Here is an 11,758-nt window from a genome sequence, read left to right as displayed (position 1 = left end):
GGCCAGAAACCAAGAAGAAAATTTAGGGGAATGTGGCCACCCGAGGTTCCCAGTTCTTCACTGTCTCCCTCGCGGCGACTTAGAAAACAATACACGCCCCGCATCTCCACCGCAAATCCGGGCACCGCGGTACCCATCGCCCGGAAACCCGCGGCAAAGCCCGGGGTAGTGCGCCCAAATCAAGCACCGCCGTCGCGCGCCTCTTTTATGCGCTGCAGCACACGGAATGTACGCCTGGCTTAAAGGCAGAAGAGCCGGCAACCCGAAGGTTGCCGGCTCTTCTCAAGCAGCTGGAATCAGCAGTGCTGAATTACCAGGAAGACTTGGTGATGCCCGGGAGCTCACCGCGGTGAGCCATGTCGCGGAAGCGAACACGGGAGATACCGAACTTCTGGAAGGTACCGCGGGGACGGCCGTCGATGATGTCGCGGTTACGCAGACGGACGGGCGACGCGTTGCGGGGAAGCTTCTGCAGGCCGAGGCGTGCTGCTTCACGAACTTCGTCGGTCGAGTTGGGGTCAACCAGAGCCTTCTTCAGTTCGAGGCGCTTTGCAGCGTAACGCTCAACGATGATTTTACGCTGTTCGTTCTTTGCGATCATTGACTTCTTAGCCATGTGTTTAGCGCTCCTCTCGGAATTCGACGTGCTGGCGGATCTTGGGATCGTACTTCTTCAGAACCATACGGTCCGGGTCGTTACGACGGTTCTTGCGGGTTACGTAGGTGTACCCCGTGCCCGCAGTCGACTTGAGCTTGATGATCGGACGTACGTCCTTGTCCTTAGCCACTAGAGCTTCACCCCACGAGCGAGAATGGAGGCTACGACAGCGTCGATGCCCCGAACGTCAATGGTCTTGATGCCCTTTGCAGAAACCTGCAGCGTGACATTGCGGCGCAGGGACGGAACCCAGTAGCGCTTCTTCTGAATGTTCGGATCGAACCGACGCTTGTTGCGGCGGTGCGAGTGCGAAATGCTGTGCCCAAAGCCCGGCTCGGCTCCGGTCACTTGGCAGTGTGCTGCCATGACTTCTCCTCAAGAATTGAATGTAATGATCCGCATATCTGCTGCTGGACCATGCTGCTAAGGGCGACCCACATTGAAGTAAGGCGAACGGTCAGTCACGCAACTTGAGCCCCTAACTACCGGCCACCACAGGAGAATTCCCGGACAACCGGAGCAATTGCGCACGCTCCGCGCACTTAGCGCCTACCAAGTCTACGAGGTGCGGCAATTAAAGACCAATCATGTTGTCGCGCTGCAGGCGCACGGCGCCGTAATTGCCCGAACCACAGCTACAACGGACCCTTTCTCACAGCGAAATGAAAGCTGCCGCGTTGACTCTGGATACATGACCGCACAGCTCCCCGCCGCCATCGGCTCAAGCCCACCGCCGCAACACGGCGCGGGGCGTAGCCGCTTTGCAGCGCAACACCGACGCAGACTCCTCCGCGCCGACCTCCTGACGGTGGTTGCCTGGGCATCCGTTGCTGCCGCGGTGGCCTTATGGCTGTCCGACGGCGCGTTGGCAGCCGCCGGCACGCCTTCAGGCGCAGTGACGGCTGCTGGCGTCGTGGCTGGCCTGGTGGGAATGGACCTGGTCCTGTTGATGCTTTTGTTGGCCGCGAGGACTCCCCTGGTGGACCGGACCGTGGGCCATGACAGGGCGCTGGAGTTCCATCGCAAGCTGGGAAAACCCGCGTTGTACCTTTTGTTGGCACATGGCGTGCTGATCGCGGCTGGTTACGGATTGGCGGAGGGACTGGATCCTGTCAGCGAAAGCGTCGCCCTGTGGGTGCTGGTTCCGGACATGTGGCTCGCGTACCTCTCCATGATGCTGTTCATCGCCGCAGTAGTGACGTCCCTGGTGGCAATCCGACGCCGATTCGCCTATGAGTTTTAGTACGCAATCCACTTGATTACCTACGCCGCCGTCGGGATGGCCATTCCGCATCAGTTCAGCGTGGGTGGCCTGTTCGCCGAGGGAACCTGGCAACACGGGTACTGGGCTGGCCTCTGCAGCACGACCGGGCTGGCACTTCTCTGCTTCCGGGTTGCGCTGCCTTTGGTCGCCACGTATCGGCACCAACTCCGCGTGGTCCGGGTCGAAGCGGTGGCTCCGGGTGTGGTGAGTATCGTGATGAAGGGTCGTGCCCTGGACAAGCTCTCCGGGGCCGGTGGCCGGTTCTTCATCTGGCGGTTCCTCGCCCCCGGGATGTGGTGGCACCCCCACCCCTTCAGCCTGTCGGCAGAACCGGTGGTCCACGCAACCGACGGGATCGGCACCCTGCGCATTACCGTCCGCAACCTGGGCAGCGGTTCGGCCCAGCTGATCCGACTGCATGCAGGGACCCGGGTGGCCGTCGCAGGTCCGTACGGGCTGTTCGGGACCGCGGCCCGGACCAGGGACAAGGTGGTCTTGATCGGCGCGGGTATCGGCATCACCCCCTTGCGGGCGCTCCTCGAAGCGACGCCATTCGCCCCGGGCCAAGCTACCGTCCTACTGCGCGGCCACAGCGAGCAGGAGCTATACCTCAGCCGCGAAATCCTCTCACTCTGTAGGGTCCGCGGTGCGCGACTCTTCTACCTGACGGGTCCCCGCGCGGACGGGCAGTTCAGCTGGCTCACGGATGATGCCTACCGCAGCGGTCATACCCTCACCTCCTACGTCCCCGACGCAGCCGAGGCAGACATCTACATCTGCGGCCCCGCCCGATGGACGGCGAACGTGGTTGCGGCTGCGGGGTTGGCAGGCGTTCCAGCCGGGCAAATCCATCACGAAAGGTTCGACTGGTGAGAACACGGGGAACAGTTGCTGCAGCCGTCGCATCGGCCGGAATTCTCCTGGCCGGGTGGCAGGCCGGAACTCAGGCAGGCGGGACCAGCGTCATTGCGGGAAGTACGACGGCGGCAGCATCGGGCGCCGCCTCGGGAACCGGCGGCGGCTCCTCGGGTGCCAGCGCTTCCACAGGTGCCAGTGGCGCATCGTCTGGAACCGGCCCCTCCTCGGGTGCCAGTCCTTCCTCGGGTGCCAGCAGCACCGGCGGAGCGCCGAGCACGGGGTCGTCCAGCGCTTCCGGAACGACATCCGGGGGCACCCAAACCCAGACCGCCGGAATCTATGCAGGGACGGCGGTCCAGACAAGATTTGGCTCGGTGCAGGTACAAATCACTGTCAGTGGGGGCTCGATCACCGAGGTTACGGCGCTCCACCTGACCGACGATGACCGGAAGTCGGTCCAGATCAGCAACAGGGCCGCACCCGTGCTGCGCAGTGAAGTGCTGGCAGCCCAGTCGGCCAATGTTCAAACCGTCAGCGGCGCCACCGTCACCAGCGGCGCGTACCTCACATCGCTCCAGGCAGCCATCGATGCAGCAAACCTCTGACCTTCCGGGCGCAGAACCGCACGACAATCCAGCAACTCCCCTGAAGGCCAGGACGTTTCTCAGCATGGGAACGGTGATCAGCCTTACCCTGGCAACCGACGTGGCAGCAGCGCAGGCGGCAGGGCAGGCGGCCGAGGATGAACTGGCAGCCTCTGCCGCTGTCGTCGAACGTATATTCCGCGATCTGGATGAAACCTTCAGCCTGTACCGGCCGGATTCCGAGGCCAGCCGGCTGGCCCGCGGTGAGCTGACGCTGCGGCATGCCTCCACAAGCATGCGCCAACGATACGCGGAGGCTCACGACTGGCGGCTGCTCACCGAAGGTGCGTTCAACTCCGAACGGCCGGACGGAGTCCTGGACCTATCCGGCATCGTGAAGGGCCACGCGATCCGCGAAGCTGGGCTGTCGCTGTCGGCGCTGGGCCGCCTGAACTGGTGCCTGAATGCCGGGGGTGATGTAGTGGCCAGCGGTTCTCCCGTCCCCGGCAGCAGCACTCGCACTGGCACTAGCAATGGCAGCCCGTGGCTTGCAGGAATCGTGGATCCGACCGATCGCGGGCATCTGCTGTCCGCCTACCCTCTCGCCGCTGACGGACATCACCTGGCCCTGGCCACATCCGGTTCCGCGGAAAGAGGCGAGCACATCTGGCGGCAGCAGCGACGGCCTCCAGAGTTCGTCCAAGTTTCCGTTGCGGCGCCAGACATTGTCACCGCCGATGTCCTGGCCACAGCAGTGGTCTCGGGCGGATCCGCCATGCTGGACCGGGCGGTGGAGGGCTGGGACGTGGCGATCCTCGCCGTTCGTGCAGACGGTTCGCTGGTGGCCACCCCCGCCTTCCACCGCACCGCTAGAGCCGGCTGAGCTCCGGATACTTAGGCGCAAGCCCATCGCCGGAAGACTTCCCGGTAAGCCGCCGGGCAACCCAGGGTCCAGCGTATTCGCGCACCCATCGGGCATTGGCCCTCAAGGCTTCGGCCCTGCTCAGCTCAGGAACCGGAGTCATGGGTGGAACGTCAATCGCATGCTCCCGTGCCAGGAGGCCCAGAACACGCTGAGCCATCGTTGCGTGGCCGGCAGCAGACATATGCATCCGGTCCGCGGCCCACATGCCCCAGTCGTAGTACTCACTGAACCGCCAGTAGTCCACCACCAGCGCGCCGTGGTCGCTGGCAATTCCGCGCACCAGTTCGTTGTAAATGGCGGTGCGTCCGCGCATGGTGCTGAAGACCTTCGATCCCCGGGCATCGAACCCGGTGAAGAGCAGCACAGTGGCGCCCGTGGCACTCAACGCGCGGACGCCGTCGTCGTAATCCGCCATGAGTGCGTCAATGTCGATCTGCGGCCGCATGATGTCGTTGGCTCCGGCGTAGATACTCACCAGGGTGGGTTTAAGTTCGACGGCGGCACTCACCTGCTCGGCCAAAATTTGCCGCAGCTTCCGGCCGCGAATAGCGAGATTCGCGTATCCGAAGTGGGGGTCGGCGAGCGCCAATTGTTCGGCCACGCGGTCTGCCCAGCCGCGCACTCCGTTGGGGCGGGTGGGATCAGGGTCGCCGACGCCCTCAGTAAAGGAATCGCCGAGGGCTACAAACCGGGTGCTGTATGTCATTTGGCCAGTTTGCCACCGCCCAAAGCCGGTGCCAAAGCAGATAGAGCCGCGACTTCCCGAGGCGAGAATGCCGGGGCGGCATCGTGGTGCTTCAGTCCTCGCGCAGGATCCAGTGGTTAGTGTCCAACCGGCCCACGATCTTTTCGCCGATCCGAGCGAGATCTGCCACATCCCGCTCCGATAGTGCATCCAGGACCAACTCGCGGACGCTCTCCACGTGGTCCGGGGCCAGTCCTACGATGGTGTCCATCCCCTCGTCAGTGAGGTGCGCAGTAGTGACCCGGGCGTCGTGTGGGTGCGGGCGGCGTTCCACCCACCCGCGTTTCTGCAGCTTGGTGACCACGTGCGAAAGTCGCGAAAGGGATGCGCTGCTCCTGGCCGCCAGCCCGCTCATGGGCAGAAAGTGGCCCTCCGCTTCAGAGAGCATCGCCATGACGGTGTAGTCGAAGAGCGACAGCTTCCCGGAGGCGTGCAGCTTGGTGTCCAGTGCTGCGGGCAGAAGCGTGTTGATGCTTACGAGCGCCAGCCAGGCACGGCGTTCTTCTGCAGAAAGCCAGCGTGTTTCGGTCATGCACCCATACTACGAGAAAGCCCCTGTTGATCCTTCAAGCTCATCACGGCCTCAGCTGTGAAAATCCGTCTGCACCGGACGGGTTCCGGATGCCCGCTCCGCAGCGAGTTTCCGCAGCCCACCCTTTTTCGGCACCTTGACTGGTTCCGGCCAACGCGGGCCCAGGTCGTCGCCCAGCGTGGTGCCCCGAAGTTTGCGGCCCACCAGCGGCAACACCCAATCATTCACCCACCGGCGCTGATGCCGTTCCCACTCTCGAAGGCTCCGCCGCCCGAGGGCATCCCAGTCCTTGGGCGTGAACTTGTGCGGCACTCCCAGTTGGTCCAGGACCTGTCCGGCCAAGTACTTATGCCCTGCCTTGGACATGTGCAGCCGGTCCGAATCCCACATGCGCGGGTCGCGAAACGCCGTCAAGGACCAGTAGTCCACCAAGACAGCTCCGTACTTATCCGCAAGTGCCCGCACCTGCTGGTTGTAGAGGGTGTTCCGCTTCTTCAGTGGTTCCAGGAGCGCCGAAACCTTCACGTCGAATCCGGTAAAGAGCACCACGACGGCGCCAGTTCCCGCTAGTTGCGCGACAAGCCGTTCGTAGTCAGCCATCAGGACGGCCATGTCTGTTTTCAGGTCGAGGATGTCGTTACCGCCGGCGTATAGCGTGATCAGGGCCGGGTTCATGGCGATCGCCGGGTGCAGTTGCTCGGCAACAATGTGCCGCAGCCGCTTGCTGCGGATGGCCAGGTTGGCGTACCGCCACCCCGGTTGGGCCTTAGCTAACTTTTCGGCCACTCGGTCCGCCCAACCGCGAACGCCGTTCGGCAAGCTCGCATCGCGGTCCCCCACGCCCTCAGTGAACGAGTCCCCTAAAGCCACGAACACGCGCCGACCGCTCTCTGGAAGCAACGGGGCAGCAGGCATCAACCGAGAGTAACCGCTCTACATAACGGGCGGACGACGGCGGGATGAACAGGAAGTACGGGAAAGTCATCGTCCCAGCCGCCAAACGTCCGGGAGGGTTGCAGCGTCAGCCCTCCGACTTGCCGTGCCGCCAGTACCCCATGAAGGCCACTTGTTTGCGGTCGATCCCCACATCGCGGACCAGGTAGCGGCGCATGTCCTTGATGACAGCCGCCTCTCCCGCGATCCAGGCGTAGAACGGCAACGCTCCTGACGGCTTGTCCGGGTTTTTGGTGGCCGCAACGGCGGCACTGTTCAGGCTGGCGGGCGTTTCCCAGAGGATGTCCACATCCACATTAACGTCCTCTGGTTCGGGCCCCGCACCGGCGGCGGCCGTGGTGACACCAACCCAACCGGGCACGGGAACGGCCTTCCGCACTGCCTCCTGCAGCAGTTCGCCGTGCGGGCGGGACAGGCCGATGGAGGCGCCGCGCGCGAGCCACGTGACCTGAACGTCAGCGGCTGATTTGATGTCCTGGAAGTCGCGGGCCTCGGGAACCTCAAGAATGGCCTGCCCGCTCATGTAGCTCGGCAGGCTTTCGAGGATCGCGCAGATGGCGGGGACGGCGGTCTCATCGCCAGCCAGGAGGATACGTTGGGCCATTCCTGGCCGCCATTCGATGCCGCCATAGGCCTCTTCGCCCTGTGCTGTGGCCGCGCGATTGTTGGGACCAATGATGGTGATGGCGTCACCGGGTTTGGCGTTCAGGGCCCAGTTGGCTGCGGGGCCGCCGTTGCCGTGGTCATCGAAGTGCATCACAAAGTCCACGTCGATTTCGGGGTATACCGAGTCCAGGCGGGAGGAACGCACGGTGTAGGTCCGCATCGAACCACGAACGGTTTCGTCCATGCCGAGCCACTCGCGGTACCAACCGGCTTGGGACATCTCAAACGTCGGCAACGGAATCTCGCTGCCATCGGCGGCAACGGAGGGGATCATGAGTTTGATCCGCAGGTCGAGGGTGTCGCCATTTACGCCAAAATCCCGCAGCGTATAGCCGCCAAACGTGATCCTGCGGAAGGTGGGGCTCAACTCCTCAACGGAGGCAACGGTGACTTCGAAAGCCAAAACCTGTGGTTCGACGGTGGCAGTTTCGGTGCTGGTCATGAGGCTAGCTCCAGTTCTTTCGCGGGGACGTGATGCCGCCCGATGGGAATGATCAATGGGGTCCCTGAAATGGGGTCGGGGATGACGCGGGATTCGAGGCCGAACACGTCCCGCACCAAGGACTCGGTCACCACGTCTCGAGGTGAGCCCATGGCCACGACGGCGCCGGCCTTCATGGCAATGACGTTGTCGGCGTAACGGGCGGCAAGGTTGAGATCGTGCAGGACTATCGCCACGGTGGTCTTTCGAGTGCGATTGAGGTCGGTGAGCAGGTCCAACACCTCCACCTGGTGTGCCAGGTCAAGGTAGGTGGTGGGTTCGTCGAGGAGCAGCACCTCGGTTTCCTGGGCCAGGGCCATGGCAATCCATACGCGCTGCCGCTGTCCGCCGGAGAGCTCGTCGATGTCGCGCTCGGCGAGGTCCAACGTTTCCGTAGCCTCCAGCGCGCGCTGCACGGCGGCGTCGTCCTTGACGCTCCAGCTGCGGAAGAAGCCCTGGTGTGGGTACCGGCCACGGCTCACCAGATCGCGCACCGTGATGCCATCGGGGGCCGTGGGATGCTGTGGGAGTAGGCCGAGGGCGCGGGCAAGTTCGCGGGCCGGCTTGGCGTGGATGTCCTTGCCGTCCAGGGTGACTGTGCCGCTGGCTGGCTTGAGGAGCCGCGAGAGGCCGCGGAGCAACGTGGATTTTCCGCAGGCGTTGGCTCCCACGATTATGGTCACCTGGCCTTCGGGGATTGCCACGCTGAGGCCTTCGACCACGCAGCGCTGATCGTATTTGAGCGTCAGGTCCTTGGCGTTGAGAAGTGCCATGTCAGGCATCCTTTCGGTTGGCAGTGACCAGGAGCCACAGCAGGAACGGTGCACCCAGTGCGCCGGTAATGACGCCGACCGGAAGTACGGTCCCGCCCAGGATCAACGGGGCAACATTGAAGGCAAAATAGTCAGCAGCCAGGACGATCAGCGCACCGACGAATGCTGCTGCCGGCAGACTGGCCTTGCGGGTGAAGCGGCGGGCGATCGGGCCGGCCAGAAACGCGACAAACGCGACGGGTCCGGCCGCGGCGGTGGCCACGGCGGCCAGCGCCACCGCAATGATGACAATGGCGAGTCGGGACATGGTGACCCGGGTTCCCAAGCCGGCAGCGGCGTCGTCGCCCAATTCCAGCATGCGCAGCGGGCCCGCGAGAACAGCAACGGCGGGTACCAGGATGACCAGCGCTAGCACCAGAATGCCGGCCCGGTCCCAGTTGGCTGAGTTGAGGGAGCCGTTGAGCCAGATCAGCGCGCCGGCGGCCGTTTGAATGTCGGCCCTGGTCATCATGAAGTTGACCACTGCGTTCAGGGCCGCGCCGATACCCACGCCGGCGAGGATCAAGCGGTTACCGGCGGCGCTGCCCTTGCTGGATCCGCGAATGGCACCGCCGCTGGAAATGGCGTAGATCAGGCCTGCCACGCCAAGCGCTCCCACCAAGGCAGCGCCGGATACGGCGGGGCCGGTGGCACCAAAGATGACGATGGCTGTGACGGCGGCAGCGCTGGCGCCGTAGCTGATGCCGATCACATCGGGGCTGGCCAGCGGGTTGCGGAGCATGGTCTGGAAGAGCGCACCGGACAGGCCAAATGCGATGCCGATCATGGTGCCAATAATGGCCCGGGGCAGCTTGTTTTCCATGACAATGAAACTGGCGCCGGGAATCCGCTCGCCACCCGTCAGATGGGCTGCCAGGATCTTGAAGAAGTCGGGGATGGTCACTGTGTAGCTGCCCAGCAGGATGTGGACGGCGAGCAGGACCACGACGGCGGCAGCCAAGATCGCGGTCCGGTTCAGCACCCGAGATGGCAGATAACGCCCATGTTTGCGACCAGGATTACGCCTATGCGCCATCTCGCGGGGGCGGACGAGCGTCACAGCCCGGCCCCCTTGCCGCGACGGACCAGCCAGACGAACACCGGCGCGCCCACCAGGGCTGTCATGATGCCCGCGGGGACTTCGCCCGGAAGCAGGATGATGCGGCCAATGATGTCTGCGCCCAGCAACAACACCGGCGCGGCCACCAGGGAGAACGGCAAGATCCACCGGTAGTCGGGCCCGGTCAGGAACCGGACAGCATGCGGTATGACCAGGCCAACGAACCCGATGGGGCCAGCCAACGCCGTAGCCGTGCCGCACAGCAGCACAATGCCCAGGGCGCTGACGGCGCGGACCAAGCCAACCCGCTGGCCCAGGCCCCGGGCAATATCGTCTCCCAGCGCCAGGCTGTTAAGGATGCGCCCACTGAAAAGCACGATCAGCGCGCCCACTGCGAGGAACGGCAACCCCGGTAGCACCACAGACCAGTCGCGGCTCGCGACGCCACCCACCTGCCAGAAACGGAAGCGGTCAAACGTGTCCTGGCTCGATACCAGAATGACGTTCATGAGCGAATACAGTCCAGCGCTCAGCGCCGCACCCGCCAAAGCAAGCTTCACCGGGGTGGCACCGTCCCGTCCCATGGACGCAATCAGGTACACCACGACGGCGGCCACCGCGGCGCCCACGAAAGCGAACCAGATGTAGCCCGAGAAACCTGTGATGCCGAAGGCGTAAATGCCAGTGACCACGGCGAGGGCCGCGCCAGCATTGACGCCCATGATGCCGGGGTCGGCCAATGGATTGCGGGCTACCCCCTGCATCGCGGCGCCGGCAAGTCCCAGGGCAGCGCCGACCACCAGCCCTAGCACTGTTCGCGGAATGCGGGCCAACACCACGGCGTGATCCCCATTGGCTGGATCAAAAGCTGTGATCGCCTGCCAGATGGTGGCGAGCGGAAGCCCGCGGGCTCCCACCGCCAGGGAAAGTCCCGCTAGGACAAACAGTCCGACGACGACTACCAGCAGCCAGCCGGCCCGCTTCCCCCCGGAGGCGGAACCGCGGGCTGTGGCCCTGGCTGAACCCAGCGGGCCTAGCCCCGGCACCTGGGTGCTGGGGGCCTCCGCTGCGGGAACCGCCGTCGTCGTACCGTCTGTCACGAAGCGGTCCTACTTGGCGGCGTCTGCTGCGCTGGCCAGCTGCGGCAGGAACGTATCCAGTGACCACGGCAGGCTCAGCGGCGATGACGCGGAGATGGACAGGGTCAGTGTGTTGTTCGAATCGGCCACCAGGGCACCGGTCTTGATAGCGGGGATCTGGCTCAACAGCGGATCCGCCTTGATGGCGTCGGTGGTGGACGCGTCAGGAACCCAAGTCACGAAGATGTCGGACGCTAACTCGTTGGCCTTTTCAGCAGACCACGGGATGAAGAACTCCTTGGAACCCTTGGAGTTGTCCTCCACAACCGAGGCAAGCTTCATCCCGATTTCGGTGAGGAACCGGGGACGGTTGTCGTTGGCGGTGTACACGTTAACGCCGTCACCCTTGTCCGGCTCCAGGTTGCCGTAGATGAAGGTCTTGCCGGCGATCTGCGGAACTGCGGCGACCTTGTCCTTAATGGTGGCCTCGGTGTCAGAGACCAGCTTGGCAGCCTCCGTGCTCTTGCCGAGAGCCTTGCCGATGATGGTGGTGGAGTCCTGCCAGGACGTGCCATAGGCCACCTCCGGCTGCGCCACAACAGGCGCGATTTCGCTGAGCTTCTTGTAGTCCTCCTCGGTCAGGCCGGAGTAGGCGGCCAAAATGACGTCAGGGGTTAGCTTGGCAATCTCGGTGAAGTTGATGCCGTCCGCCTCGGAGTACTGGACCGGGGCCTTCTCGGTGCCGAATCCAGCGCCCATCTTCTCGAGTGCGGCGTCCTTCCACGGCGTTGAGCCCTGCTCGTTGCCGCCCCATTCGTTCTTCGGAACGCCCACGGGAACCACACCGAGGGCAATCGCGACGTCGTCATTGACCCACGACACGGTGGCAACCCGGGTGGGCTGCTTGCTGATGGTGGTCTCGCCGAAGACATTCTTGATGGTCACGGGGAAAGCGGTGCTGCTGGCGGCCGACGAAGTTTCAGCTCCGGCGGTGGTTGAACCGGTGGAGCAACCGGCCAGGGAAAGGGCGACGGCGAACGCGGCTGTCGCGGCGCCTGCGGACTTCAGCAGCGCACGGCGTGGGGGGTTGAAAGACACGGGGAATCCTTAGGTAAGTGACGCGAACCTAAGTAAGGCTAG

General features: G+C 64.1%; 16 protein-coding genes. 4 read left to right on the top strand and 12 right to left on the bottom strand.

The window, feature by feature from the left end:
- Positions 1 to 310: 310 nt before the first annotated feature.
- The 3 genes from rpsN to rpmB are packed head-to-tail and all read right to left on the bottom strand — an operon-like array spanning position 311 to position 1,024.
- On the bottom strand, positions 311 to 616 hold the full coding sequence (gene rpsN / locus PSET11_RS04110) for a 30S ribosomal protein S14 (protein WP_124090839.1): 306 nt from the start codon (positions 614 to 616) through the stop codon (positions 311 to 313).
- A gap of 4 nt (positions 617 to 620) precedes the next feature.
- On the bottom strand, positions 621 to 788 hold the full coding sequence (gene rpmG / locus PSET11_RS04105; protein WP_013602737.1) for a 50S ribosomal protein L33: 168 nt from the start codon (positions 786 to 788) through the stop codon (positions 621 to 623).
- Positions 788 to 1,024, bottom strand: coding sequence for a 50S ribosomal protein L28 (gene rpmB, locus PSET11_RS04100; RefSeq protein ID WP_124090838.1), 237 nt, complete (start codon positions 1,022 to 1,024; stop codon positions 788 to 790). The genes rpmG and rpmB overlap by 1 nt, the downstream gene beginning before the upstream one ends.
- A gap of 325 nt (positions 1,025 to 1,349) precedes the next feature.
- Between rpmB and PSET11_RS16835 the strand changes: the two genes are divergently transcribed.
- Together PSET11_RS16835 and PSET11_RS16830 are read left to right on the top strand one after the other, a co-directional pair.
- On the top strand, positions 1,350 to 1,901 hold the full coding sequence (locus PSET11_RS16835) for a ferric reductase-like transmembrane domain-containing protein (protein ID WP_238989020.1): 552 nt from the start codon (positions 1,350 to 1,352) through the stop codon (positions 1,899 to 1,901).
- Between the two features lie 12 nt (positions 1,902 to 1,913).
- Positions 1,914 to 2,795, top strand: a complete 882-nt coding sequence (locus PSET11_RS16830) for a ferric reductase-like transmembrane domain-containing protein (RefSeq protein WP_238989019.1) — start codon at positions 1,914 to 1,916, stop codon at positions 2,793 to 2,795.
- 70 nt (positions 2,796 to 2,865) lie between these two features.
- Here PSET11_RS16830 and PSET11_RS17070 read toward each other — a convergent pair whose 3' ends face one another.
- Entirely contained in the window at positions 2,866 to 3,096 is a 231-nt protein-coding gene (locus PSET11_RS17070) for a hypothetical protein (protein ID WP_345788810.1), read from the bottom strand.
- Positions 3,097 to 3,154: 58 nt separating this feature from the next.
- Between PSET11_RS17070 and PSET11_RS17065 the strand changes: the two genes are divergently transcribed.
- A complete protein-coding gene (locus PSET11_RS17065) occupies positions 3,155 to 3,385 on the top strand; it encodes an FMN-binding protein (protein WP_345788809.1) in 231 nt (76 codons plus the stop codon).
- Positions 3,386 to 3,449: 64 nt separating this feature from the next.
- A complete protein-coding gene (locus tag PSET11_RS04085; protein ID WP_124090849.1) occupies positions 3,450 to 4,247 on the top strand; it encodes an FAD:protein FMN transferase in 798 nt (265 codons plus the stop codon).
- Here the strand turns inward: PSET11_RS04085 and PSET11_RS04080 are convergent.
- From PSET11_RS04080 to PSET11_RS04045, 8 genes are all read right to left on the bottom strand, one after another.
- Positions 4,234 to 4,995 (bottom strand): SGNH/GDSL hydrolase family protein, encoded by a 762-nt coding sequence (locus PSET11_RS04080; protein ID WP_124090836.1) that lies wholly within the window; start codon positions 4,993 to 4,995, stop codon positions 4,234 to 4,236. The two genes, PSET11_RS04085 and PSET11_RS04080, sit on opposite strands and share 14 nt — an antisense overlap.
- Before the next feature lie 91 nt (positions 4,996 to 5,086).
- Positions 5,087 to 5,566 (bottom strand): MarR family winged helix-turn-helix transcriptional regulator, encoded by a 480-nt coding sequence (locus tag PSET11_RS04075; RefSeq protein WP_124090835.1) that lies wholly within the window; start codon positions 5,564 to 5,566, stop codon positions 5,087 to 5,089.
- Between the two features lie 51 nt (positions 5,567 to 5,617).
- Positions 5,618 to 6,481, bottom strand: coding sequence for an SGNH/GDSL hydrolase family protein (locus tag PSET11_RS04070; RefSeq protein WP_124090834.1), 864 nt, complete (start codon positions 6,479 to 6,481; stop codon positions 5,618 to 5,620).
- A gap of 106 nt (positions 6,482 to 6,587) precedes the next feature.
- Entirely contained in the window at positions 6,588 to 7,628 is a 1,041-nt protein-coding gene (locus PSET11_RS04065; RefSeq protein ID WP_124090833.1) for a siderophore-interacting protein, read from the bottom strand.
- The gene (locus PSET11_RS04060) at positions 7,625 to 8,440 is read right to left on the bottom strand and encodes an ABC transporter ATP-binding protein (RefSeq protein ID WP_124090832.1); all 816 of its coding nucleotides are present in this window, start codon (positions 8,438 to 8,440) and stop codon (positions 7,625 to 7,627) included. Before PSET11_RS04060 ends, PSET11_RS04065 begins: the two co-directional genes overlap by 4 nt.
- 1 nt (position 8,441) lies before the next feature.
- The gene (locus tag PSET11_RS04055) at positions 8,442 to 9,515 is read right to left on the bottom strand and encodes a FecCD family ABC transporter permease (protein WP_124090848.1); all 1,074 of its coding nucleotides are present in this window, start codon (positions 9,513 to 9,515) and stop codon (positions 8,442 to 8,444) included.
- Positions 9,516 to 9,535: 20 nt separating this feature from the next.
- A complete protein-coding gene (locus PSET11_RS04050; protein ID WP_124090831.1) occupies positions 9,536 to 10,639 on the bottom strand; it encodes a FecCD family ABC transporter permease in 1,104 nt (367 codons plus the stop codon).
- 9 nt (positions 10,640 to 10,648) lie between these two features.
- A complete protein-coding gene (locus PSET11_RS04045; protein WP_124090830.1) occupies positions 10,649 to 11,716 on the bottom strand; it encodes an iron-siderophore ABC transporter substrate-binding protein in 1,068 nt (355 codons plus the stop codon).
- Positions 11,717 to 11,758: the final 42 nt, after the last annotated feature.

This window comes from Arthrobacter ulcerisalmonis, from assembly GCF_900609065.1.
GTDB lineage: Bacteria > Actinomycetota > Actinomycetes > Actinomycetales > Micrococcaceae > Arthrobacter > Arthrobacter ulcerisalmonis.
Note: the sequence above shows the minus strand (reverse complement) of the source record. Positions and strands in the feature narration are given on the sequence as shown.

Bases quoted from the DNA above. Each gene is read 5' to 3' on its own strand.
- PSET11_RS04070 (WP_124090834.1), bottom strand. From the start codon at position 6,481: ATGCCTGCTGCCCCGTTGCTTCCAGAGAGCGGTCGGCGCGTGTTCGTG.
- PSET11_RS16835 (WP_238989020.1), top strand. From the start codon at position 1,350: ATGACCGCACAGCTCCCCGCCGCCATCGGCTCAAGCCCACCGCCGCAA.
- rpsN (WP_124090839.1), bottom strand. From the start codon at position 616: ATGGCTAAGAAGTCAATGATCGCAAAGAACGAACAGCGTAAAATCATC.
- PSET11_RS04055 (WP_124090848.1), bottom strand. From the start codon at position 9,515: ATGGCGCATAGGCGTAATCCTGGTCGCAAACATGGGCGTTATCTGCCA.
- PSET11_RS04085 (WP_124090849.1), top strand. From the start codon at position 3,450: ATGGGAACGGTGATCAGCCTTACCCTGGCAACCGACGTGGCAGCAGCG.
- PSET11_RS04065 (WP_124090833.1), bottom strand. From the start codon at position 7,628: ATGACCAGCACCGAAACTGCCACCGTCGAACCACAGGTTTTGGCTTTC.
- PSET11_RS04060 (WP_124090832.1), bottom strand. From the start codon at position 8,440: ATGGCACTTCTCAACGCCAAGGACCTGACGCTCAAATACGATCAGCGC.
- PSET11_RS04080 (WP_124090836.1), bottom strand. From the start codon at position 4,995: ATGACATACAGCACCCGGTTTGTAGCCCTCGGCGATTCCTTTACTGAG.
- PSET11_RS04075 (WP_124090835.1), bottom strand. From the start codon at position 5,566: ATGACCGAAACACGCTGGCTTTCTGCAGAAGAACGCCGTGCCTGGCTG.
- rpmB (WP_124090838.1), bottom strand. From the start codon at position 1,024: ATGGCAGCACACTGCCAAGTGACCGGAGCCGAGCCGGGCTTTGGGCAC.